The sequence below is a fragment of the Ochrobactrum soli genome (assembly GCF_003664555.1).
Lineage (GTDB): Bacteria > Pseudomonadota > Alphaproteobacteria > Rhizobiales > Rhizobiaceae > Brucella > Brucella teleogrylli.
The window spans coordinates 838,200-861,999 of the sequence record NZ_RCHH01000003.1; the positions used below are offsets into that span (position 1 = coordinate 838,200).

Sequence of the window (23,800 nt, forward strand, 5' to 3'; positions counted from 1 at the left end):
GGACAGGTCGTTGACGCCTCTTGGCGGCAAGGCCGGTCAAGGCTACAAGACCGAGGTGACGGAGTGAATTCAGAGGTACAGCCCGGGGCACAACCCGGAACCAACTCTGCTGAAGAGCAAGCCAAGGCTGGCAAGCCGGAGACGCCAACGGAAGCGCCGGCGGAAACGGCTGCGGCCACAAAGCCGTTTGTTCCCAAATCTGCGTCGGAAGCTCTGCGTCCTGAACCCGGCACGCCGCCGCCGCGCAAGCGTTCGCGCCATGCGCGTAGCCAGATCGTCGTCTTCATGAATTTCATGCTGTCGCTGGTCGTGCTCGCTTTGCTGGGCGCGTCGGCGCTGTTTTATTTCGGCAAGATGCAATTTGACGGGCAGGGCCCGCTGGCAAGCGAGACGACTTTCGTGGTCAAGCGCGGCGCGGGCATTTCCGAAGTCGCCAACAGCCTCGAAGCCCGCGATATCGTCAGCGATGGACGTATTTTCCGTTTCGGCATGCGCGCCTATGGTCACGAAAACGACCTCAAGGCCGGTGAATATGCCATTCCAGCGGGTGCAACCATGCGCGACGTGATGAATATTCTCATCAGCGGCAAGTCGATCATGTATCCGCTGACGGTGCCCGAAGGGCTGACGGTCAAGCAGATTTTCGATCGTATTTCGTCCGATCCGATTCTGGTCGGCGATATGCCGAAAGACATGCCGCCGGAAGGTTCGCTCTTCACCGACACGTTGCATTTCACGCGTGGCACCACGCGGACCGAAATCATCGACCGCATGATCGCTTCGCAAAAGAAGCTGGTTGACGATATCTGGGCGAAGCGCGGCCCCGACCTGCCGGTCAAGGACCGCAATGAATTCGTGACGCTCGCTTCCATCGTCGAGAAGGAAACGGGTATCGCGTCGGAGCGTCCGCATGTCGCTTCGGTTTTCGTCAATCGTCTGAACAAGGGCATGCGGCTGCAATCGGACCCGACGATCATCTATGGCTTGTTCGGTGGTGCGGGCAAACCGTCCGACCGTCCGATCTTCAAGTCGGATATCGAAAAGCCGACGCCCTATAACACCTATGTCATCAACGGATTGCCACCGGCGCCGATTGCCAATCCGGGCAAGGCGGCACTGGAAGCGGTCGCCAATCCACTTGCGACCGAGGATTTGTATTTCGTTGCCGATGGCACCGGCGGGCATGTCTTCTCGAAGACCTTGCAGGAACACAATGCCAATGTCCGCAAGTGGCGCAATGTCGAACAGCAGAACAGCGCCGGTGGCGCTGCTGGCAGCCAGAAGGTTGCGGAGTGACCTGACTGCCAGACATATCTGTGTGTGATTCGACAGAGCCGGTTGCTGAAAAGCGCCGGCTCTGTATGTCTAAAGGAATGCAGCATTCCGCGTATTGGAGTGCATGATTGAGTTTCGGTGCACGGGCGGCGAACTATCGCTTCCGGGCTCAGGTTGAGGGGAAGGGACGCATGGCGCTCCAGAGCATGACCGGATTTGCGCGCTATGCCGCGCAGCATGACGGCGCCAATGGCGAAGCGCGTATCGTTTGGGAAGTGCGCTCGGTCAATGGCAAGGGGCTTGATCTGCGCCTGCGTCTGCCGCAGGGGCTGGAAGCGGTCGAGCATCCGGTGCGTTCCATGCTGGCGCGTCATTTTTCCCGCGGCAATTTTCAGGCGAGCCTGAGTGTCGAACGGACCGACGAGCAGGCCAATTTCGTCATCAACCACGCCATGCTGTCCGAGGTGCTGAAACTCGGTGCCGAATTGCAGGAAAAGCACGGTCTGACACCTGCTAGCGTCGATGGTGTTCTGTCGCTGCGCGGCATGATCGATCAGGCGCAGGTCTCGGAAGACGACGATGCCCGGGCAGCACTGGAAGCAGCCGTCGTGGCAGCCTTTGAAGGCGCGCTGAAGGCCATTGCCGAGGCGCGGGCGCAGGAAGGCAAGGCGCTGTTCACGATCCTGTCGGGTCATGTCGATACGATTGGCCGTCTCACAGAAGCGGCGCGTCAGGATCCGTCGCGAAGCACGGATGCCATCAAGGCGCGGCTCGCGACGCAGGTTGCGCTGCTGCTTGACGGCCCGCGTGAACTGGATGAGGCCCGGCTTTATCAGGAAGCGGCTTTCCTTGCGACCAAGGCGGATATTCAGGAAGAGCTGGACCGGCTCGACACCCATGTCGCCTCCGCCCATAAATTGCTCGCCGATGGCGGGCCGGTCGGGCGCAAGCTCGATTTTCTTTCACAGGAATTTAATCGTGAAGCGAATACACTGTGTTCCAAATCGAACGCGGCGTCGATCACGGCCATCGGGCTGGAACTGAAAGCGGTCGTCGATCAGTTTCGCGAACAAGTACAGAATCTGGAGTAAGAGTAACATGGCCATCACTTCAGTTGAAAATGGCGTCGCGCGCAGAGGCTTGATGGTGGTGATCTCGTCGCCATCGGGCGCTGGAAAATCCACGATTGCCCGGCTGTTGCTGGAAGACAAGAAGATGGACCTTTCGCTGTCGATCAGCGTGACGACGCGCCAGCGCCGTCCGAGCGAGATCGAAGGGGTGCATTATCACTTCAAGACCATTCGCGAGTTCGAGCGTCTGCGCGACAATGACGAACTGATCGAATGGGCGGAAGTGCACGGCAATTTTTACGGCACTCTGCGCGAAACCGCCGAGATTGCACTGGCCGATGGTCAGGATATGCTGTTCGATATCGACTGGCAGGGCGCGGACCAGCTTCAGGCCAAGATGCCTGCCGATGTGGTGTCGATCTTCATCCTGCCGCCGACGATGCGCGAATTGCAGCAGCGTCTCAACCGCCGTGCGGAAGACACGCCGGAAGTGATCGAGACACGCTTGCAGAATGCCCGTTTTGAAATCCAGAAATGGGTGAAATACGACTATATTGTCATCAATGAAGACCTCGACCGCTCCTTTGCGGCGATCAAGTCGATCATTGAGGCCGAGCGCCTGCGTCGCGACCGCCGCCCCGGCCTGTTCGATTTCGTGACAGGCCTGCTCGAAGAAGAGCCGGGCATCTGAGCATTCTGCTGAACAATAAAACCGCCTTTTGAGGCTGTTTTATTTTTATGGATGCCAGACTGAAAATTGTCAGGCGAGGGCACGCTTCGCGGCGTTTCCCACATCTTCACCGCAATGCGGGGCAATTCTTCTATGCTCGCATTTCGCGAGGCGCGGCGCCATATGCGCGGCGATAATCGCGGCTGAACTGCGTCGGGCTTTCATAGCCGACAGCAAAAGCAACCGATGAAACCGGCACTGCGGTTTCGCTCAACTGGCGGCGCGCTTCCAGAAGCCGCAACGCCTTTTGATATTGCAGCGGCGTGGTGGCCATGACGGATTTGAAATGCTCGTGAAAGCTGGAAGGGCTCATTCCGGCAATATCCGCCAGCTCTTCCGTGCGGATCGGATTGTTCCAGTGCTGCTTGATATGGGTGATTGCTTTAGCGATGCGGCTTGCCGGGCTGCCCGGCTGGGCAAGCTGACGCAACATCGCGCCGTTGCGGGTCAGAAGCACGCGGAAATGCAGTTCCTTGCGGATCATCGGCTCAAGAACGCGGCGTTCCAGCGGCTTGTCGCGCAGATCGAGCAAACGCGTCATGGCATCGGTCACGCCTGCATCCGCCCTGCCGGTGGCCACGGCTTCGCTACGCGCCGCCGCGATCATCTCCGGCTCAATCTCGCCCTGAAGGGCGCGCAAAATCTCCAGATCGATCCGGCAAGCAAGGGCTATATAGGGATTATCGGGGCTGGCTTCGACAATGCGCGCACCTGTGATCAATTCGTGCGAGACGATCGCCGTCATGCCCGCATCGAAACGAACGGCCCGTTCGCCATGCAGGATTTCTTTGGCGCCCTGGAGGACCAGGCAAATCATCGGCTGATACATATCGGGCCGAATGGCCGATATGGCCGGGGAGCAGACCACGGTTACGCCGTCGATGCCGGTCGGTGCAGGATAAGGCCCCACCCCAGTTTCGCGGACAATTTCGATGCAGCGGGCTGCGAGATTTGAAGCGTGTTCGGACATGGGAAAAGCATAGCAAGCCTTTGTTTTCCGTGACACAGAAATCGGAGCCTTCGGAGGAATGGGCATGTTTCATGGAGAATGTGGCAGGCCGAACGAACGGGAAAGCGGCAATATAGAAACCAGAATTCGTTGAGCGAAAGGAAACTGACATGACGATTGCACTCATCACGGGCGGTAGCCGGGGCCTTGGCCGCAGCGCAGCGCTGCATCTGGCCAGACAGGGCGTCGGCATCGTCCTGACCTATCAGAGCAATGCGAAGGCCGCGGAAGAGGCGGTTTCTGAAATTGCAGCCGAGGGCGGCACCGCCATTGCCCTGCCGCTCGACACGGGGAAGGTGGCAAGTTTTGCTGCTTTTGCTGAAAAGTTGCAGCAGGCGCTTCAGGAAAAATGGGGCCGCACAACCTTCGACTATTTGGTGAACAATGCCGGTCATGGCGTTCACAAGCCATTTGCCGAAACCACGGAAGAAGATTTCGACGGTCTGGTGAATGTGCATCTGAAAGGCGTCTTCTTCCTGACGCAGTCCCTGCTGCCGCTGATCGAGGATGGCGGCAAGATTTTGAATGTCTCGACCGGTCTCGCGCGTTTCGCGCTGCCGGGCTATTCGGCCTATGCCACCATGAAGGGCGGCATCGAGGTTCTGACCCGCTATCTCGCCCGCGAACTTGGCCCGCGCGGCATTGCGGTGAACGCGATTGCGCCGGGCGCCATCGAAACGGATTTCGGCGGTGGCGTGGTGCGCGACATGCCGGAAGTCAACAAGATGGTGGCGAACTCCACTGCCATGGGTCGCGTGGGACGTCCGGATGATATTGGCGGTGCAGTAGCGGCCATTCTGTCGGGCGGCACGGGCTGGATCACCGGCCAGCGCATCGAAGTGTCCGGCGGTCAGAATATCTGACGATCTAGTTTAGCCTTATCGAAATGCGGCTGGTGTCATGCACCAGCCGTCTGAAGGCTTCCAGAAAAGGCTTGCCTCCGAGCGTGCGCAATTTGCTTAGCGCTTCTGTGTTTTTAAACACAATCTCGCATTCGCCGGGCCAACCTGGCCCTTGCCATTGCACCGCATCCCAGAAAGAATCGAGCGTATAGCCGAAGGACTGCACATCCTGCGCCGGGACCGCGGCAAGGTAGCGTCGCCAGAGTTCGTCTGGCGTTGTCACACCTGCGCAGTCGATTTCGTAAACGGGCACCATCAACCGAGCAGGATCAAAAGTCCGTCCACCATGCCTAATAGCAGGATGAGCGCGCCCATCGTGATCGCCGTGATGATGAGCATGCGCTTTTGCCGGTTGCGCTTGTCGGGCTGCTTCCCTGTCCAGTCATATGAAGAACCAGGCATATGCATCTCCAGATCGGCCTATATTTTCTATAAGCCTTCAGAGAGCTTTATAAACGCCTTCGGTGCGGTTTATCAAATGCGCGGCGTTTCAGGCTAAACGACGGTCCTCAGACCGCCGTACCGCCGACGGTGACCTGATCCATACGCAGATGCGGCTGGCCGACGCCAACGGGAACCCACTGGCCGCCCTTGCCGCAATTGCCGCTGCCGGTATCGAGCTTCATGTCGTTGCCGATCATAGAAATGCGCTGCATGGCATCCGGGCCGTTGCCGATCAGCATGGCGCCCTTGATTGGCGCTGCAATCTTGCCGTCCTCGATCATATAGGCTTCCGTGCAGCCGAACACGAACTTGCCGGAGGTGATGTCCACCTGTCCGCCGCCGAACGAAACAGCATAGATGCCTTTCTTCATGGAGGCGATGATCTCTTCCGGTGTCTTGTCGCCCGACAGCATATAGGTGTTGGTCATGCGGGGCATCGGCGCATGGGCATAGGATTCACGGCGTCCGTTGCCGGTCGCCTCCATGCCCATCAGGCGGGCGTTCTGGCGGTCCTGCATGTAATTGACCAGCTTGCCGTCGTCGATCAGAACCGTGCGATTGGTCGGCGTGCCTTCATCGTCGATGGTCAGCGAACCGCGACGCTCGGCAATCGTTCCGTCATCCACGACCGTCACGCCCCTGGATGCAACCTGCTGGCCGAGCAGCCCGGCAAAGGCCGAGGTCTTCTTGCGGTTGAAGTCGCCTTCAAGGCCGTGACCAACCGCTTCATGCAGCATGACGCCCGGCCAGCCATTGGCGAGTACAATGTCGAACGTGCCTGCCGGGGCGGGGATCGCTTCCAGATTGACCAGCGCCTGACGCAGCGCCTCGTCGGCGGCATGCTGCCAGCTTTCGACGGTGATGAATTCGCCGAACCCCTTGCGACCGCCCAGCGTGTGCGAGCCGGATTCCTGACGGTCGCCGCTGCCTGCCACGACCGAAACGGTGAGCCGCACCATGGGGCGGATATCGCGCACGAAATGGCCGTCGGCGCGCAGGATTTCAACTTGCTGCCATGAACCGGCCAGCGAGACGGAAACCTGACGGACTTTCGGGTCCTTGGCGCGCAGATAGCCATCGATCTGCTGCAAAAGCTGCACTTTCGCATCAAAGGTCGGCGAGCCGATGGGGTTTTCGTCGGTATAGAGGTGGCGATTGGTGCCAGCCGGTGCAGCGGCGTAGGTGCCGCCATAGCCCTTGATGGTGGCGGAAACCGCATCGGAGGCGCGCTTCAGCGCGGCCATCGAAAGGTCGCCCGCATGGGCATAGCCGATGGCTTCACCGGCAACCGAGCGCAGGCCAAAACCCTGATCCTGATTGAAGGAACCGGTCTTGAGACGGCCATTGTCGAAAACGAGCGCTTCAGCTTCGCGATATTCGATGAAGAGTTCGCCGTCGTCGCTGCCCTTGAGGCTTGCGGCGACGAGGCGTTCGATATCGTCGCGTCCGGTATCGAAACTGTCGATCAGGCTTTTCATAAAAACAAATCCTGCAGCATGGGTCTGCTGCAGGATGTAAGCCTTAAAACGGTTGAGAACAACCACGCGATGAAGAACTGTTGAGATTCTGGTGATGGTGAGGCGAAAACCGTAGGCCGCGAGAACCAGAGCGGAATGTACTTAAGGGTACATGAGCACCGGAAGCGCAGCGGGATGCGGTTTGCAGCCCGCCAGCGCCGGAATATCGATAGTTCTTAGGGCAGGGCGTCGAAGCCTTCACCAAACCCCTTCAAATCCACGGGAATGCCGACGCCTTCTTCCGGTGTCTGGAAGACGATGAAGGTTGCGGCCTTGCCGGAACGCAGCGTCTTCAACAGCTCGTCTTCGAGAATGACTTCCGCATAGCAGCCGTCTTCGAAGCAGCGCACGAAATAGGCGCGGCCAATATCCTTGCCGTCGACGTTGAGGCCGAGGCCGTTCGGCAGCAGAACGCCGAGCGGGGCCAGTACGCGCAGAATGCGCGCCTTGTTATCGGCGGTCTTCAGAACCACGACCGAAAGGCCGAGTTCCGGACGCTTGGCGGCAACCACATTCTGGATTAGCGCGCATTGCTCGGTCTTGGCGCCAGCGGGCGTATCGCAAAGCACAGCCCAAGCGCCGTGCTGCGACTTCAGCTTGCCGCTTTGCTGCGGGTTGGACGGGGCCGCCTGCGACTGCGCAGCCGGGGCCTGATCCGGTGTCTGCAACGGCGCGGGCGTATTCTGCGCGGCGGACGGCAGGGTTGCGGCTGCGAGCGACAGGCTGACGCCAGCGGCAAGAGCCATCAGGCGCTGAAGAATCGGGCGGTTGGCAAGCATGCGGACAGTCATGAAATCTCCAGATCGAATCCCTGATCGAATCAGTGGGACGTTAACGCGCAGCATCAGCCATGAAAAGCAATCAGAGACGCGATTATCAGTCATCGTCAATCATAGCTATCATTGCAACGGTGATATCGCCTGTTGGATCGATTGTCACGTAGCACGTGCGGCGAAACCTCTTTTCAAATCATGGCTTCATTATGAGATTTACAGGTTTTTCCCAAGTTTTTGCCGGTTTACGGATGCGCAGGCATAAGGCTAGAAATCCGGGCGGAATTGGGAGTGGTTCCGTCGGCGGGCAAAAGCTGCGCGCAAAAATGCCGCACAGGAACATATTCGCCTTCCTTGCGGTGTGCGTTAAGGTGTGATTTGAACGCCGACGGGGGATGCGGCCGTCATTTGCGTCCGGCGTCCAGCCTGAAAGGGCGAAAAGGGAGAGAGTTCTGGTGGATAAGATTGTTGCCACAACGAAGGGCGCCGTCGTTGGTGCTCTTGCAGTGCTGTGGATGACCGGTGCCGCTTTTGCGGATCAGCCGCGTCCATGGGAATGGAGATTTCAGGACGCTGCAACGGGTATTGCCGAGCAGATTCATTGGTTTGAGCGCTATACGCTCTGGTTCATTATTCCGGTTACGTTGCTGGTTCTGGCGTTGCTGGTTATCGTCGTGCTTCGCTTCCGGGCGAGCGTCAATCCGGAACCATCGAAGACCAGCCACAATACGATGATCGAAGTGATCTGGACCGTCGGTCCCGTGATCATTCTTCTGTTCCTGGCTGTGCCGTCGTTCCAGCTTCTGACCGCGCAATATTCGCCGGAAGACCCGTCCCTGACGGTCAAGGCAACCGGCTACCAGTGGTATTGGGGCTATGAATATCAGGTCGACAATCCGGTCAGCTTTGACGCCCTTCTTCTGAAGGATGCAGATCGCGCCGCCGCGGGCAAAGAGGATAAGTCCCGCTATCCGCGCCTTCTGGCCGTCGACAATGAAGTGGTTGTTCCGGTCGGTGAAACCGTTCGCCTTCTGGTAACCGCCGCCGACGTGATCCATTCCTGGACCATTCCCGCCTTCGGCGTGAAGATGGATGCCGTTCCCGGCCGTATCAACGAAGCCTGGTTCAAGGCTGACAAGGAAGGCCTCTATTACGGTCAGTGCTCGGAGCTTTGCGGCAAGGATCATGGCTTCATGCCAATCGCCGTGCGCGTTGTCTCGAAAGAGCAGTACCAGACATGGCTCGCCGCTGCGGGCTCGGATCTGAACGGCGCGAACAAGGCGCTGCAGGCTGCCGTCGAAGGTGGCGCAAACAATAAAGTGGCTGCGGCGGGTCTCTGATCCCGAACGCCAAACTGTTGAAAAACGGGAGCGAATTCCATGGCTGGCACAGCAGCTCACGAGGGTGCCCATGACGACCACAAGCCACACGGCTGGGTTCGTTGGGTTTACTCGACCAATCATAAAGACATCGGTACGCTGTACCTGATCTTCGCAATCATCGCCGGTATCATCGGCGGCGCGCTGTCCATCGCGATGCGCGCCGAACTGCAGGAACCGGGCATTCAGATTTTCCATGGCCTTGCGTCCATGGTCTACGGTGTCGAGGGCGATGCCGCACTTGATGCCGGCAAGCAGATGTTCAACGTGTTCACCTCGGCGCACGCGCTGGTCATGATCTTCTTCATGGTCATGCCTGCGCTGATCGGTGGTTTCGCCAACTGGATGGTGCCGCTGATGATCGGCGCGCCGGACATGGCCTTCCCGCGCATGAACAATATTTCGTTCTGGCTTCTGCCGCCTGCGCTGATGCTGCTGATGATCTCGCTGTTCATGCCTTCGGCACCGGGCGGCTGGGGTCCTGGCGGCGGCTGGACACTGTATCCGCCGCTTTCGACGAGCGGTCAGCCGGGTCCGGCAATCGATTTCGCCATTCTGGCGCTGCACATTTCGGGTGCATCGTCGATCCTCGGTGCAATCAACTTCATCACCACGATCCTGAACATGCGCGCGCCGGGCATGACGCTGCACAAGATGCCGCTCTTCGCATGGGCTGTTCTGGTCACGGCGTTCCTGCTTCTGCTTTCGCTGCCGGTTCTGGCAGGCGGCATCACCATGCTGCTGACCGACCGTAACTTCGGCACGACCTTCTTCGCGCCGGATGGCGGTGGCGATCCGATCCTCTACCAGCATCTGTTCTGGTTCTTCGGTCACCCGGAAGTGTACATCCTGATTCTGCCGGGATTTGGCATCGTCAGCCACATCGTCTCGACCTTCTCGCGCAAGCCGATCTTCGGTTATCTCGGCATGGCCTACGCCATGGTCGCCATCGGTGTCGTCGGCTTCGTGGTCTGGGCGCACCATATGTACACAGTCGGCCTGTCCCTCGACACCCAGCGCTATTTCGTGTTCGCCACGATGGTCATCGCGGTTCCCACAGGCATCAAGATCTTCTCATGGATCGCGACCATGTGGGGTGGTTCGATCACCTTCCGCGCGCCGATGCTGTGGGCAATCGGCTTCATCTTCCTGTTCACGGTTGGTGGTGTGACTGGCGTTCAGCTCGCCAATGCCGGTCTCGACCGTGCACTGCACGACACCTATTACGTGGTGGCGCATTTCCACTACGTTCTGTCGTTGGGCGCTGTCTTTGCGATCTTCGCGGGCTGGTACTACTGGTTCCCGAAGATGAGCGGCTACATGTATAACGAGTTCACCGCGAAGCTGCATTTCTGGGTCACCTTCATCGGTGTGAACCTGATCTTCTTCCCGCAGCATTTCCTCGGTCTCGCCGGCATGCCGCGCCGTTACATCGACTATCCGGATGCCTATGCAGGCTGGAACATGGTGTCGTCCTACGGCTCCTATATTTCGGGCTTTGCCGTGCTGATCTTCCTCTACAATGTCTTCGAGGCATTCGCGAAGAAGCGTGAAGCGGGTGCAAACCCATGGGGCGAAGGCGCAACCACGCTGGAATGGCAGCTTCCTTCACCGCCGCCGTACCACCAGTGGGAACAGCTGCCGCGCATCAAGTAATCGCGCGAAGGGCATGAGCATTTCCAGCAAAAGTGCGAAGCGGTTTTGCTTAGGATAATGCGACAGAGAAAAGTGAGCATTTCCAGCAAAAGTGCGAAGCGGTTTTGCGTAGGATGATGCGATGGGGAGGGGGAGGTCTGCAAAAGGCTTCGCCCTTTCCAACAAATTGTGCTAAAGGCGGGCGACATTCTGTTCCGCCCATCGCGTTATGACCGTACTGGCAGGTTTGGCCTGCCGACAATTGCACGGCATTTCCGGCAGGAACGGATGTTCTCCGGGAGGGACAGGTTGTGTTGGTTGTCGAACTGCATCGAACAAGATGCGGTGGTCGGACCGGTGAATTTGAGGTTGTTGAAGTCTAATGTCGCTGGTGGAAAAAAACGTAAGCGCTTCAGGTCCGAATGACGCAGTCGCGTTCTCGGAGGCAACGGCGCGGGACTATCTGGTTCTGCTGAAGCCGCGCGTGATGTCGCTTGTGGTTTTCACGGGGCTGGTCGGCCTTGTCCTTGCTCCGGGCACGATGAACCCGGTTCTGGCTGCCATCAGCATTCTCTGCATCGCGGTTGGTGCGGGCGCATCCGGCGCGCTGAACATGTGGTACGACGCCGATATCGACGCGGTGATGAAGCGCACCCGCAGCCGCCCGATTCCAGCTGGTGTGATTGCACCCAATCAGGTTCTGGCTTTCGGTCTGACGCTGTCGGTCTTTTCGGTGCTGACGCTGGGCCTGATGGTCAATTGGCTGTCGGCAGCGCTTCTGGCCTTCACAATCTTCTTCTATGCCGTCATCTACACGATGTGGCTCAAGCGCTCGACGCCGCAGAATATCGTCATTGGCGGTGCTGCGGGCGCGTTCCCGCCGATGATCGGTTGGGCTGCGGCAACGGGCGAGATCACCTGGGACAGCGTCGTGCTGTTCATGATCATTTTCCTCTGGACACCGCCGCATTTCTGGGCGCTGTCGCTGTTTTCGACCAATGATTACGAAGCCGCGCGCATTCCGATGATGCCGAATGTGAGGGGCGAGCTTTCGACCCGCCGTCAGGCGATGTTCTATACGCTGCTCATGGCGCCGGTCGGCGTGCTGCCATGGGTGATGGGCTTTGCAGGCCCGGTCTACGGTGCCGTATCGGTGCTGCTGGGCGGAGCCTTCATCTATTATGCCTGGCGCATGTGGATGGCCGCATCGCAGCCGGAAATGCTGGTTGCCGCGCGCAAGCTGTTTCGCTTTTCGCTGGTGTATCTGTCCGGCCTGTTCGCGGTTATGCTTGTCGAGGCACTGACGTTGAAGGCGCTTCACGCCTTTGGAGTGTTGTAATGGATAAAACGGCAGAAAATCCGGTTCATGAGAAGCTGGAACTGGTCGTGCCGACCGAGCAGCAGAAGAAAGCCCAGCGCAACCGGTCCTGGGGACTGGCAATTGCCTTGGCGCTGTTCGTGCTGCTCGTCTATGTCGGCACGATAGCAAAACTGGGTGCCAATATTCTGGTGCGGCCGCTCTGACAAACAGTTCGGGTTAGGCTGTTTCGGGAGGGAAACTGGGAGGAGACCATGGCAGATCAGCAGAACAAAGACGATAAGCTCAAGCGGCAGCAGCGTTCCAACCGGACCATTGCGATTGCCTGCGTGTCTTTCTTCGTCTGCATGATCGGTGCGGCCTATGCGTCCGTCCCGCTTTACACGCTGTTCTGTCAGGTCACGGGCTATGGCGGCACGACGCAGCGCGTTGAGCAATATTCCGATACGATTCTCGACAAGACCATCAAGGTGCGTTTCGACGCCAATACGGCTAATGGCCTGCCTTGGGATTTCAAGCCGGTGCAGCGCGAAGTGACGGTGCGTATCGGCGAAACCACCATGATCAAGTATGAAGCGCGCAACCTGTTCGATGAAGCGACCTTTGGTCGTGCGAGCTTCAATGTCTCGCCGGGCCGGGCAGGCGCCTATTTCAACAAGGTCCAGTGCTTCTGCTTCACGGATACCACGCTGAAGCCGGGCGAAGACATGGAAATGCCGGTGGTTTTCTTCGTCGATCCGGAGATCGTCAACGATCCCGATCTGAAGGATGTGAAGACCATCACACTTTCCTACACATTTTTCCCGATCGACAAGCCGAAGCCGGTTGCCGATGCAAAGGCAGCAACGAAGCCGGATGATGCGGCGAGCAATGGGGGATAACGGGACGCCAGTTCCGGGGCGGCACATAATGCCGCAAAGACAAATGCGAAGACTGGTTTTATTGTCGGAATCAAACCGTTGGTAAAACCGCTTGAATATCGACGGTATGCGGCATCTGGTCAGGGAGCCATCTGACGCAAAACATAGTCGCGCTTGCTTGTGTCCCTTGGCGGATTTCAGCAGGCAGGCACGAGAGAGGAGCCCCTCAGGGGATTACGGGGAGAGACATGGCGGACGTACACGAGAAGAACCACGATTATCACATCATAGCGCCCAGCCCTTGGCCGTTCCTGAGCTCGATGGGCGCTTTTGTGCTCGCAATCGGCGGCATCGCCTGGATGCGTTACATCAATGCGGGTGAGGTGCCGTTCTTCGGCCTGAACCTCGTCACGCCGTGGATTTTCTTCATCGGCCTCGCAATCGTGCTGTACTGCATGTATGGCTGGTGGGCGGATACCATCAAGGAAGGCAAGGAAGGTCACCATACCCGCGTCGTGTCGCTGCATCTGCGCTACGGCATGATCATGTTCATCGCTTCGGAAGTGATGTTCTTCGTGGCATGGTTCTGGGCCTTCTTCGATGCAAGCCTCTTCCCGAACGAAGTTCATCAGGTGGCGCGCGCCACGTTTACGGGCGGCGTCTGGCCTCCGAAGGGCATCGAGGTTCTCGACCCGCTGCACCTGCCGCTCTACAACACTGTGATTCTGCTCCTGTCGGGCACGACGCTCACCTGGTCGCACCACGCGCTGCTGCACAATGACCGCAAGGGCATGATCACCGGCCTCGCTATCACCGTGGTGCTGGGCATTATCTTTTCGTTCGTGCAGGCCTATGAATACATGCACGCCCCGTTCGCGTTCAAGGACTCGATCTACGGCGCAACCTTCTTCATGGCCACCGGTTTCCACGGTTTCCACGTGATCATCGGCACGATCTTCCTTCTGGTCTGCCTGTTCCGCGCAATCGGTGGTGATTTCACGCCAAAGCAGCATTTCGGCTTTGAAGCTGCCGCCTGGTACTGGCACTTCGTTGACGTGGTCTGGCTGTTCCTGTTCTTCGCCATCTATGTCTGGGGTGGTTGGGGCGCGCCGATGCACGCCGGCTGATTGGCCGTAATCTGAGTTTCAAGGCGGCCCTGGCAACATGGCCGCCTTTTGTTTTGAAACACCGTCAAGATCTTGGAGCGCGCGATGCCTGATGCCAATCTCTATCCGCCGGTCGATCCGATCAAAAGCGGTATTGCCGGGCGCTGCCCGCGCTGCGGCGAGGGCAAACTGTTCAATGGTTTTCTGACGGTCGCGCCGCGCTGCAATGCCTGCGGGCTGGATTATGCGTTTGCCGATTCCGGCGACGGTCCGGCAGCTTTTGTGATCCTGATCATCGGCTTTATCGTGGTCGGGCTGGCGCTTTGGATGGAAGTCAATCTCGGCCCGCCGCTCTGGGTGCATTTCATCCTTTGGGTGCCGCTGGCGATCATTCTCAGCCTCGTGGCCATGCGATGGATGAAGGGTATTCTCATCAATATGCAATATCGCAACAAGGCCGCGCCCGGCACGATACAACGAGGTGCCGATAGCCATCCGGATACCAAAGAATGACAGAGCGTCAGGCATCGCGCCGCTTTCCATGGGGCGTTCTCATCGCATCGGGTATCGCGCTCGTCATCCTTCTGGCGCTCGGCACCTGGCAGGTGGAGCGGCTCTATTGGAAGGAAGCGCTGATCGCTTCCACCAATGAGCGCATCAAGGAACCGCCTTTGCCGCTGGCGGAGATGGAAAAGCTCTATAAGGAAAAGGGCACGGTCGAATATCTGCCTATGACCGTTTCCGGCACCTTCATGCATCAGGGCGAACGGCATTTCCTGTCCACCTATGAAGGTGCGGCAGGCTATAATGTCTATACGCCGCTGATGCTGGAAGACGGACGCTTCGTGCTGGTCAATCGCGGCTTCGTTCCCTACGAGAAGAAGGACCCGGCCACCCGCGCCGATGGCCAGCTGGACGGGCCGGTGAGCATAACCGGGCTGGCGCGCGACCCGCTATCCGCAAAGCCCGGTTTCTTCCTGCCCGAAAACGATATCGCCAAAAATATCTTCTACTGGAAAGACTGGGCGGCGATGGCCGAAAGCGCCGATCTGCCGGATCTCAATCAGGTGGTGCCTTTCTTCATCGATGCCGACAGCAAGCCCAATCCGGGCGGTCTACCCATCGGCGGCGTGACGATCATCGATTTTCCCAACAATCATCTGCAATATGCTGTGACGTGGTACGGCCTCGCTCTGGCGCTGATGGGGGTTGTCGGAACGTGGCTCTGGCGCTATCGAAAATCGCCAAGGGGTTGACATTGGCCGCGTTGCGGCCCAACTCGGAGGCTACAGATCTTAAGTATTTCGTCACGCCGAACCTGCGAGCTTCTTCATGACCGATCAGCGCCCCCCATTGGAAATTCGCCTTTGCGGTCCGCGCGGCTTTTGCGCCGGTGTTGACCGGGCGATCCAGATCGTCGTGCTGGCGCTGAAGAAATACGGCGCGCCGGTCTATGTCCGCCATGAGATCGTGCATAACCGCTATGTGGTCGAAGGGCTGCAATCGCGCGGCGCGATCTTTGTCGAAGAGCTTGATGAAATCCCGGCGGAGCATCGCGATCAGCCGGTGGTTTTCTCGGCCCATGGCGTTCCGAAATCCGTGCCTGCCGATGCGGAATCGAAGAGCCTCTTCTATCTCGATGCGACATGCCCGCTGGTTTCCAAGGTGCACAAGCAGGCCATGCGCCATCAGCGGCTTGGACGCCATGTCATCCTGATTGGCCACTCCGGCCATCCGGAAGTCATCGGCACGATGGGCCAGCTGCCGGAAGGCGCTGTCACGCTGATCGAAACGGTCGAGGACGCCCGCAACTGCCATTTTGCTGATGAGGATAATCTCGGTTTCGTCACGCAGACGACGCTCTCGGTGGACGATACCGCAGGCATTATCGAGGAATTGCAGGCGCGCTTCCCCAATCTTTCGGCTCCGGCTGCGGAATCGATCTGCTATGCCACCACCAACCGTCAGGATGCGGTTCGCGCGGCAGCGCCCGGCTGCGACCTGTTCCTGATTGTCGGTGCGCCGAATTCGTCCAATTCGAAACGTCTGGTCGAAGTAGCGGAAAAGGCGGGCGCGCGCATGTCCATGCTGGTGCAACGCGCGGCTGATATCGAGTGGGACAAGATCGGCGATATTTCGGTCGTCGGTCTTTCGGCGGGTGCTTCCGCCCCGGAAATCATCGTTGACGAAATCATCGCATCGTTCCGCGACCGCTTCGATGTGCGCATCGAACTGGCGGAAACGGCAGTGGAAACGGAAAACTTCCTTGTGAATCGTGAAATTCGCGATGTGGAACTGACGGTGCAGGATATGGCATTCGTCAATGGCGAGAACAGGGTTGTCGGCATTCCGAAACTGGCGCCCAAAATAATGCCCAAGGTCATATAGGGGAAATAAGCGGCATGGCCGTCTATACTGATATCAACGAAATCGAACTTGGCGCATTCCTGCAGCAATACGATATCGGCACGCTGACGTCCTATAAGGGCATTGCCGAGGGCGTGGAGAATACCAATTATCTCCTGCACACCACTTCCGGCTCCTTCATTCTGACGCTTTATGAAAAGCGCACCAACCGCGAAGACTTGCCGTTCTTTCTGGGCCTGATGCAGCATCTGGCCCGGCATGGCGTGGATTGCCCGCAGCCGGTGATACGCAGCGACGGCGAAACGATCGGCGAACTGGCCGGGCGCCCGGCGGCCATCGTCACCTTTCTGGAAGGCATGTGGATGCGCAAGCCGACGGTGGCGCATTGCGAGGCCGTGGGCGAGGGACTGGCGCGCATGCATCTGGCAGGCGAGGATTTCGCCATGCGCCGCCGCAACGGTCTGACGCTGCCCGACTGGCGCCCGCTGTGGAACCTGTCGCGCGAACGCGCCGATACGGTCGAACCGGGGCTGGTCGAAGAAGCCGAAGCCGATCTCGACTTTCTGGAAAAGCATTGGCCGGCCGAACTGCCGCACGGTGTGATCCATGCCGACCTGTTCCCGGACAATGTCTTTTTCCTCGGCGACAAGCTGTCGGGCTTCATCGATTTCTATTTCGCCTGCACCGATATTCTGGCCTATGACGTTGCCGTCTGCCTGAATGCGTGGTGCTTCGAAAAAGACTTTTCCTATAATCGCACCAAGGGCGCAGCGCTGTTGCGTGGTTACACATCGATCCGTCCGCTTTCGACGGCGGAAGCCGATGCGCTGCCGGTCCTCTCGCGGGGGGCTGCGGTGCGCTTCATGCTGACGCGGCTTTATGACTGGCTGACCGTCCCCGACGGCAGCTTCGTCATGAAGAAGGACCCGATGGAATATGTGCGCAAGATGCGCTTCCACCGCCAGATCGTTTCGGCTGCCGAATATGGGCTGGAACCGCAGGGAGTGGCTGCGTGAAGCGGATCGAAGCCTATACGGACGGCGCTTGCTCCGGCAATCCCGGCCCCGGCGGCTGGGGGGCGGTGCTGCGCTGGAACGGCAATGAGAAAGAGCTGAAGGGCGGCGAGGCCGAGACCACCAACAACCGCATGGAGTTGATGGCGGCAATTTCGGCACTGTCGGCGCTGAAGGAACCTTGCGAAGTCGATCTCTATACGGACTCGGTCTATGTGCGCGACGGTATTTCCGGCTGGATTGAAGGCTGGAAGCGCAATGGCTGGAAAACAGCGGCCAAGAAGCCGGTGAAGAATGCCGAGCTATGGCAATTGCTGGATGAGGCGCGCAAGCCGCACAAGGTCAACTGGCACTGGGTCAAGGGCCATGCCGGGCACCCGGAAAACGAACGGGCCGACGAACTGGCCCGCGCCGGTATGGAGCCGTTCAAATATGGCGGCCACAAATCTTTGAAGGTGCTTTAGACATCATTCTGGATACTAAAAAGGGCGGTTTTCACCGCCCTTTTTTGCATTGGATCAAAGCTGTTCGAGAATTCCGGCAGCAGCGGAGGTCACGGCCTGACCGGCCTGTTCCTCGATATTGAGCGTCTTGACCACGCCATCTTCGACGATGGCCGAATAGCGCTTGGAGCGAATGCCAAGGCCGCCCGCGGTGGCGTCGAGTTCAAGGCCTGCTGCCTTGGTGAAAGTGGCTGAACCGTCTGCGAGATAAAGAATCTTGCCTTCGCCGCCGGTGCTCTGCGCCCATGCGCCCATGACGAAGGCGTCATTGACGGCGACGACCGCAATCTGATCCACGCCCTTGGCGAGAATTGCATCGCGATTGTCGAGATAGCCCGGCAGGTGGTTGAGGCTGCAGGTCGGCGTGAAAGCGCCCGGAACGGCAAAGAGGACGACCTTCTTGCCTTTGAAGACTTCGTCGGTCGTCACTTCCTTGACACCGTCCGCAGTCTTGACCTTGAAGGTTGCTGCGGGAAGCGTGTCGCCAACTTTGATCGTCATCTGTTCTCTCCTGAGGGCAGGGGATAAATCGCCGTCTGATCCGCTGCCTGATTTTAAAACTGTCATTGCCGCACTGCGAAGCGCAGGCAGCGACAGTTAAACCGATAACGGGGCGCTCGACAATTTCAAAACGTTGATATTGCCATCAAAAAGGGCGAGGGCGCACACGACTTCAGTCGAGCGTGACCTGTCCCGATACAGCCTTGCCGTTCTGCACGACGGTATAGTCGACTGTTGCATAGCGCGCATTGCCCTTGATCGTAACGGTGAAGTTGCGATTGCCGGACGCCACCGGATCAGACAGGCGAAGCTTGTCGCTGGCGACGAAAAGCTCGGCAGGTGCTTTGGGATCAGGCACGGCCACGGTGAAGACGGCCGTGTCCTCATCGCGCTTCACAGCGCTGACGCCGAAAGTGGGGGAGGCCGTCGCCGGAAGCCGCCCGAAGGCCGTCTCCACAATGGTACGCGCGGCAATGGCCTGCGGCTCGGCGGATTCGGCATTTGCACTCACGGGGAAGTCGAATTCGGCCTGCACGGGGATGCAGATATGTTCGCAAACACCCAGAAAGGCATGGCCTTTGAGGCGTGTGTCATCGGGTTGCAGCTTGAAGATGATGGGGAGCGAAACCGGCTTCTTGTAGCCGATGCCGTCGTCATCTCCACCGAACCGCACTGGCGCGGGATAGTCGATCTGTGCGTTGGCGTTGCCATCAAGATTGATCTGTGGCGGCACACCGGCACTGCCCGGATTGCGCCAATAGGTTTTCCACCCCGGCTGCAACTCGATTTGCAACGCGCCGCGTATCTCGCGCTTTGGGCCCGCTTCAGCTGAAACCGCACCATCTTCGATGATGACGCGGACGCGCCCGCCGGGGGTGTCGGTCCAGGCGGACGTTGAAGCGTGGGCGGGCAGGGCCGAGGTGGCCAGCAGGCCAAACGCAAGAATATTCAGACGTGTTTTCATTGTTCAAAAATGAAATGAAATCATGGTTGCTTCAAGTCCAACATTGTTGGGAGCAATTATATTTTTGCGTCCGTCGAAGACAATTCTGCGACGCCCATTGTTATTTTCTGCAGGCTTGCTACCTTCATCACTATGACCACGATGCGGAAGCCAAACCACGAGCAGGGGTTCTTAAACGGGCAGTTCCTGCTGGCCATGCCCGGCATGAGCGACGAGCGTTTCGCCCGGTCGGTGGTCTATATCTGCGCCCATTCGGACGAGGGCGCGATGGGCTTCATCATCAATCAACTGCAGCCGATCGGCTTCCCGGATATTTTGCGCCAGATTGGCGTGATCGATGAGGATGAACTGATCATTTTGCCAGAGCGCACGCAGCATATGATGGTGCGCAATGGCGGGCCGGTAGATACCTCGCGCGGTTTTGTGCTGCATTCCGACGATTACATGGTCGATTCCACCATGCCGGTCTCCGAAGATGTCTGCCTGACCGCAACGGTTGATATTCTGCGCGCCATTTATGGCGGCAAGGGCCCGTCACAGGTTTTGATGGCGCTGGGCTATTCCGGCTGGGCGCCGGGGCAGCTGGAAGCAGAACTTGCCGACAATGGCTGGCTCTGTTGCGATGCGCCGCTCGACATGCTTTTCGACAGCGACATCGAAGGCAAATATTCCCGCCTCATGATGCATATGGGCATCGACATGTCGCGACTGGTTTCCGACGCGGGGCATGCGTGAGTCAAGGGAGTAGGGGAATAGGGCAGTAAGGGAGTAGGTCAAAAAGACTTGCTTCGGCTGACCCGATTCAGTTTTTATTCCCCTATTCCCCTATTCCCCTATTCCCCTATTCCCCTATTCCCCTATTCCCCTATTCCCCTAATCTCACGCTGCCGCTGCTTCCAGCTGTTCCTTGATCATACGGGTGGCGTCTTCGCGGCTGGTCGGCTGGCCGAACATGAAGCTCTGCACATATTCGCAGCCCATCTGGCGCAGCTGGAGCGCGTCGCTTTCGCTCTCCACACCTTCCGTCACAACCGCCAGCCCCAGATCATGCGCCATGCTGACGATGGAACGCAGCAGGGTGGTCTTCTGCGGCTGGTCGCCCTTCACGAAGGAGCGGTCGATCTTGATGATGTCGAACGGGAAGCGCGTCAGATAGGCTAGCGACGAATAGCCGGTGCCGAAATCATCCAGTGACAGGCCGATCCCCATCGTCTTGAGCCGCGCCAGCACATGGGCCGACTGCTCGGGATTTTCCATGAGGACGGATTCGGTCAGCTCCAGCTTCAGGCTGCCCGGATTGAGGTGGATGCGCGACAGTACGGACCGGACATCGTTGATGAGGTCTTGCCGGATGAGTTGCGTGGATGACAGGTTGACCGAGACGAACAGGTCGAGTTTCGGGAATTGTTCCTGCCAGGCGAAGAGGTCTTCGGCGGCGCGCTGCATGGCGAAAAGGCCAAGCTGCACGATCAGTCCAGAGTTTTCGGCAATCGGAATGAATTCCGACGGCGAGATTGCGCCACGGCGCGGATGTTCCCAGCGCATTAGCGCTTCGAAACCGGCGATGGTGCCTTCCTCCAGTTTGACGATCGGCTGATAGGCCATGCTGATTTCGTCGCGTTCGAGCGCGCGGCGCAGATCGGATTCCAGCTGCAGCTTGTCGCTGCCGATGGCGCGGAAGGCTGGGCGGAACGGCTCGATCCGGTCGCCGCCAAAGCGCTTGGCCTGATACATGGCCAGTTCCGCGTCCTTCACGAAATCTTCTGCCGTGGTGGCGGTTTTCGTCCATGTGATGAGGCCGACGGAGGCGGTCAGGACGATCTCGCGCTTGGCGTAGGCAATGGGCGCGCGGGTGGCCTGACGCAGCGCTTCCGCAAAGGCCGCGATACGGCCGGGGTCGCTCTCTGATGCAAGCAGCAGCCCGAACTGGTCGGAAGACAGGCGCGACAGCGTGTCCTGCGGCTTCATCAATCGCGCCAGACGGCGCGAAATGGTCAAAAGGATTGTATCGCCCGCCGACATGCCCAGACTGTCATTGACCTGCTTGAAGCGGTCAATATCGATCATGAACACGGTCGGGTGCAGATTGCTCTCGCCGCGCGCCATGTTCATCACATTGCTGAGGCGGTCGAGGAAAAGCTCACGGTTGGGCAAGCCGGTCAGATTGTCATGTACGGCATCGTGCAGCAGGCGCTCTTCGGCCTTCTTCTGCTCGGTAACGTTGACGAGCGTGCCGACGCAACGCACGACTTCGCCGTCCGAGCCGATCACCGGGCGGGCGCGCAGCGCATACCAGTGGTAATGGCCGTCATTGGCGCGCATACGGAAAATCTGGCCGATGCGTCCGCGGCGGTTTTCCAGAATGGCGTCCAGCGTCGAACGGAAACGATCCCGGTCGTCGGAATGCATGACGGGCAGCCAGTTGCGCACCGGTCCCTGCAAGCTGCTTGCCGAATTGCCGAGCTGGTTGGCGATATCGGGCGTCGTAACCACGCGGTCGCGCGGCACATCCCAGTCCCAGACGATATCGCCCGCGCCGATGACGGCAAGCGCCTGGCGTTCCATGTCGGACAGCAGCCCTTGCTGCAGCGCACCGCCCGCAAAGGCGTGCTGCATGACGGTAAAGCCGATCAGAAGCACAATCAGCACGAGGCCGCCGCCCAGCGCTGGCTGGACAATATCGTTGTCGAGACGGCCCGTGACCGCCATCCATGCGCCGAGCAGCCATATCAATGTGAGAAGCCAGGCGGGTATCAGCATGACCGCCCGGTCATAGCCCTTCACCGCGAGATAGCCGATAATCGCCACACCGGAAACGACGGTCAGTGCGAGCGAGATGCGGGCGATGCCCGAGGCAATCGGCGGATCGAAAACCGCAACGCCTGCAAGCGCCAGCAGGCCCAGAACCCACGTCACCGCGCCATAGCTGAAATGGTCGTGCCAGCGGTTGAGATTGAGATAGGCGAACAGGAAGATCACCAGCGAGGCGGCAAGCGCCACCTCTGTGCCCGCGCGCCATATCTGCTCATTGCCGGGTGTGATTTCCATCAGCTTGTTCCAGAAGCCGAAATCGACGCAGATATAGGCGAGAACCGCCCATGCAAGCGCCGCCGTGGCTGGAAACAGCGAGGTGCCCTTGACGACGAAGAGAATGGTCAGGAACAGCGCCAGCAGGCCTGAAATGCCAAGCAGGATACCGCGATAGAGCGTATAAGAATTGACCGTGTCCTTATAGGCTTCCGGTTCCCACAGATAAAGCTGCGGCAGATTATGCGAGGAAAGCTCGGCGACGAAGGTGACCACGCTGCCCGGATTGAGCGTGATGCGGAACACATCCGCATCGGCGCTTGGCTGGCGGTCGAGCGCGAAGCCTTCGCTGGGGGTGATCGACGCAATACGCGGCGAGCCGAGATCCGGCCAGATAATGCCTGAACCGACAAGACGGAAATGCGGCGCGACGATCAGGCGGTCGATCTGCTGGTCGGTCGGATTGGCGATGGAGAAAGCGGCCCAGTCGCCGGAGGCATTGCTGTTCTGATCGGCCTGCACTTCGATGCGGCGCACAATGCCATCGGGGCCGGGCGCGGTAGAAACCTGAACGCTCTCGCCCTTGTTGCGCAGGAGTTCGACGGCGCGCGACAGATCGAGAGCGGTGTCGTCCTTGGAAATCTTGATCGGTTCGATGGCAGATGCATGAACGGTCGAAAAGGCCAGAAAGACGATCAACGCGAGAAACCGCGCGGCGTTCTGGAATAGCTTTTCAGAAAAACCGCTCACGAGCGTTCAACCTTGCCATTGATCATGCGGCCATCCAACATACGTTTGTCGCTTTCTATGAGGGCGAACAGCAGGTGGTCCTGCCAGAAGCCATTTATCTTGAGATAGGAGCGCAACAGTCCTTCTCTCTGAAATCCGGCTTTTTCGAGAAGCCGGACCGAACGTACATTATGGGGAATACAGGCAGCTTCAATCCGGTGCAACCGCAGTTGGTCGAATGCAAAGGGGATAACCAGAGAGAGCGCCTCGGTCATATAGCCTTTACCCGCGAAAGGAGCGCCGCTCCAATAGCCGATCATGCCGTTCTGTCCTACGCCGCGCCGGATATTGCCGAGCGTGATACCGCCGAGAATGCGATTATCGCTGTTGCGGAAAATGAAGAAAGGATAGCCGGTTCCGGCAGAAATTTCTTCCTGAAAACGCCGCATGCGATAGCGGAAGGCGCTTTTCGTCAGGTCATCGTCGGGCCAGGTCGGCTCCCACGGGGTTAGAAACGCCCGGCTTTGCTCACGCAGATTTGCCCAGCCCGCGAAATCACCCATCATGGGCTCGCGCAGATAAATGCGCTGTCCACGCAGGATCGTCGGGTTGTTGCGCCGAAACGACAGGCCGATCATCGGAGTTAGGGGAGTAGGTGAGTAGGGGAATAAGTGAGTA

25 protein-coding genes are annotated in these 23,800 nt (G+C 58.8%); 16 read left to right on the forward strand and 9 right to left on the reverse strand.

Going from position 1 to position 23,800, the window contains the following annotated elements; genetic code table 11:
• Positions 1–63: 63 nt before the first annotated feature.
• The 3 genes from mltG to gmk all read left to right on the forward strand — a co-directional run bounded on the left by mltG (position 64) and on the right by gmk (position 3,036).
• A complete protein-coding gene (gene mltG, locus D8666_RS09360; protein WP_121537357.1) occupies positions 64–1,296 on the forward strand; it encodes an endolytic transglycosylase MltG in 1,233 nt (410 codons plus the stop codon).
• A 170-nt stretch (positions 1,297–1,466) separates the two neighbouring features.
• Positions 1,467–2,366, forward strand: coding sequence for a YicC/YloC family endoribonuclease (locus D8666_RS09365; protein ID WP_121537359.1), 900 nt, complete (start codon positions 1,467–1,469; stop codon positions 2,364–2,366).
• Between the two features lie 7 nt (positions 2,367–2,373).
• A complete protein-coding gene (gmk, locus tag D8666_RS09370) occupies positions 2,374–3,036 on the forward strand; it encodes a guanylate kinase (RefSeq protein WP_109368484.1) in 663 nt (220 codons plus the stop codon).
• Between the two features lie 130 nt (positions 3,037–3,166).
• On the opposite strand, the gene D8666_RS09375 is transcribed toward gmk, so the two are convergent.
• Positions 3,167–4,045: an AraC family transcriptional regulator gene (locus tag D8666_RS09375; RefSeq protein ID WP_167836050.1), complete on the reverse strand. Its 879-nt coding sequence runs from the start codon at positions 4,043–4,045 to the stop codon at positions 3,167–3,169.
• Between the two features lie 149 nt (positions 4,046–4,194).
• Here D8666_RS09375 and D8666_RS09380 point away from each other — a divergent pair, with 149 nt between their 5' ends.
• The gene (locus D8666_RS09380; RefSeq protein WP_109368487.1) at positions 4,195–4,947 is read left to right on the forward strand and encodes an SDR family NAD(P)-dependent oxidoreductase; all 753 of its coding nucleotides are present in this window, start codon (positions 4,195–4,197) and stop codon (positions 4,945–4,947) included.
• A 4-nt stretch (positions 4,948–4,951) separates the two neighbouring features.
• Here the strand turns inward: D8666_RS09380 and D8666_RS09385 are convergent, their stop codons facing one another.
• The 4 genes from D8666_RS09385 to D8666_RS09395 all read right to left on the reverse strand — a co-directional run bounded on the left by D8666_RS09385 (position 4,952) and on the right by D8666_RS09395 (position 7,738).
• Positions 4,952–5,242: a barstar family protein gene (locus tag D8666_RS09385; protein ID WP_121537363.1), complete on the reverse strand. Its 291-nt coding sequence runs from the start codon at positions 5,240–5,242 to the stop codon at positions 4,952–4,954.
• Positions 5,242–5,388, reverse strand: coding sequence for a hypothetical protein (locus tag D8666_RS24195; RefSeq protein WP_167836051.1), 147 nt, complete (start codon positions 5,386–5,388; stop codon positions 5,242–5,244). The genes D8666_RS09385 and D8666_RS24195 overlap by 1 nt, the downstream gene beginning before the upstream one ends.
• Before the next feature lie 107 nt (positions 5,389–5,495).
• Positions 5,496–6,908, reverse strand: a complete 1,413-nt coding sequence (gene tldD / locus D8666_RS09390) for a metalloprotease TldD (RefSeq protein WP_121537365.1) — start codon at positions 6,906–6,908, stop codon at positions 5,496–5,498.
• A gap of 215 nt (positions 6,909–7,123) precedes the next feature.
• A complete protein-coding gene (locus D8666_RS09395) occupies positions 7,124–7,738 on the reverse strand; it encodes an invasion associated locus B family protein (RefSeq protein WP_109368489.1) in 615 nt (204 codons plus the stop codon).
• A gap of 437 nt (positions 7,739–8,175) precedes the next feature.
• Between D8666_RS09395 and coxB the strand changes: the two genes are divergently transcribed.
• From coxB to rnhA, 11 genes are all read left to right on the forward strand, one after another.
• Positions 8,176–9,060 (forward strand): cytochrome c oxidase subunit II, encoded by an 885-nt coding sequence (gene coxB, locus D8666_RS09400; RefSeq protein ID WP_109368490.1) that lies wholly within the window; start codon positions 8,176–8,178, stop codon positions 9,058–9,060.
• Between the two features lie 39 nt (positions 9,061–9,099).
• A complete protein-coding gene (ctaD, locus tag D8666_RS09405) occupies positions 9,100–10,755 on the forward strand; it encodes a cytochrome c oxidase subunit I (protein ID WP_109368491.1) in 1,656 nt (551 codons plus the stop codon).
• A gap of 361 nt (positions 10,756–11,116) precedes the next feature.
• A complete protein-coding gene (locus D8666_RS09410; protein WP_121537367.1) occupies positions 11,117–12,073 on the forward strand; it encodes a heme o synthase in 957 nt (318 codons plus the stop codon).
• Positions 12,073–12,258: a cytochrome c oxidase system small membrane protein gene (locus D8666_RS09415; protein WP_109368493.1), complete on the forward strand. Its 186-nt coding sequence runs from the start codon at positions 12,073–12,075 to the stop codon at positions 12,256–12,258. Before D8666_RS09410 ends, D8666_RS09415 begins: the two co-directional genes overlap by 1 nt.
• 48 nt (positions 12,259–12,306) lie before the next feature.
• Positions 12,307–12,933: a cytochrome c oxidase assembly protein gene (locus D8666_RS09420; RefSeq protein WP_109368494.1), complete on the forward strand. Its 627-nt coding sequence runs from the start codon at positions 12,307–12,309 to the stop codon at positions 12,931–12,933.
• A gap of 227 nt (positions 12,934–13,160) precedes the next feature.
• Positions 13,161–14,039: a cytochrome c oxidase subunit 3 gene (locus D8666_RS09425; protein ID WP_109368495.1), complete on the forward strand. Its 879-nt coding sequence runs from the start codon at positions 13,161–13,163 to the stop codon at positions 14,037–14,039.
• Between the two features lie 84 nt (positions 14,040–14,123).
• A complete protein-coding gene (locus D8666_RS09430; protein WP_121537369.1) occupies positions 14,124–14,531 on the forward strand; it encodes a DUF983 domain-containing protein in 408 nt (135 codons plus the stop codon).
• Complete coding sequence (locus D8666_RS09435) at positions 14,528–15,274, forward strand: SURF1 family protein (RefSeq protein WP_121537371.1); 747 nt, start codon at positions 14,528–14,530, stop codon at positions 15,272–15,274. Before D8666_RS09430 ends, D8666_RS09435 begins: the two co-directional genes overlap by 4 nt.
• A 76-nt stretch (positions 15,275–15,350) precedes the next feature.
• Complete coding sequence (ispH, locus tag D8666_RS09440) at positions 15,351–16,406, forward strand: 4-hydroxy-3-methylbut-2-enyl diphosphate reductase (RefSeq protein ID WP_121537373.1); 1,056 nt, start codon at positions 15,351–15,353, stop codon at positions 16,404–16,406.
• Positions 16,407–16,420: 14 nt separating this feature from the next.
• Entirely contained in the window at positions 16,421–17,401 is a 981-nt protein-coding gene (locus D8666_RS09445) for a homoserine kinase (protein ID WP_109368499.1), read from the forward strand.
• Complete coding sequence (rnhA, locus tag D8666_RS09450) at positions 17,398–17,862, forward strand: ribonuclease HI (protein WP_121537375.1); 465 nt, start codon at positions 17,398–17,400, stop codon at positions 17,860–17,862. The genes D8666_RS09445 and rnhA overlap by 4 nt, the downstream gene beginning before the upstream one ends.
• A 54-nt stretch (positions 17,863–17,916) precedes the next feature.
• On the opposite strand, the gene D8666_RS09455 is transcribed toward rnhA, so the two are convergent.
• Both D8666_RS09455 and D8666_RS09460 read right to left on the reverse strand, forming a co-directional pair.
• A complete protein-coding gene (locus tag D8666_RS09455) occupies positions 17,917–18,402 on the reverse strand; it encodes a peroxiredoxin (protein ID WP_109368501.1) in 486 nt (161 codons plus the stop codon).
• A 172-nt stretch (positions 18,403–18,574) separates the two neighbouring features.
• Positions 18,575–19,366: a protein-disulfide reductase DsbD domain-containing protein gene (locus tag D8666_RS09460; protein ID WP_121537377.1), complete on the reverse strand. Its 792-nt coding sequence runs from the start codon at positions 19,364–19,366 to the stop codon at positions 18,575–18,577.
• A 132-nt stretch (positions 19,367–19,498) separates the two neighbouring features.
• Here D8666_RS09460 and D8666_RS09465 point away from each other — a divergent pair, with 132 nt between their 5' ends.
• Positions 19,499–20,101, forward strand: a complete 603-nt coding sequence (locus tag D8666_RS09465) for a YqgE/AlgH family protein (protein ID WP_109368503.1) — start codon at positions 19,499–19,501, stop codon at positions 20,099–20,101.
• A gap of 144 nt (positions 20,102–20,245) precedes the next feature.
• On the opposite strand, the gene D8666_RS09470 is transcribed toward D8666_RS09465, so the two are convergent.
• Positions 20,246–23,143, reverse strand: a complete 2,898-nt coding sequence (locus tag D8666_RS09470) for a sensor domain-containing phosphodiesterase (protein WP_109368504.1) — start codon at positions 23,141–23,143, stop codon at positions 20,246–20,248.
• The gene (locus D8666_RS09475) at positions 23,140–23,760 is read right to left on the reverse strand and encodes a GNAT family N-acetyltransferase (protein ID WP_109368505.1); all 621 of its coding nucleotides are present in this window, start codon (positions 23,758–23,760) and stop codon (positions 23,140–23,142) included. The genes D8666_RS09470 and D8666_RS09475 overlap by 4 nt, the downstream gene beginning before the upstream one ends.
• Positions 23,761–23,800 lie beyond the last annotated feature (40 nt).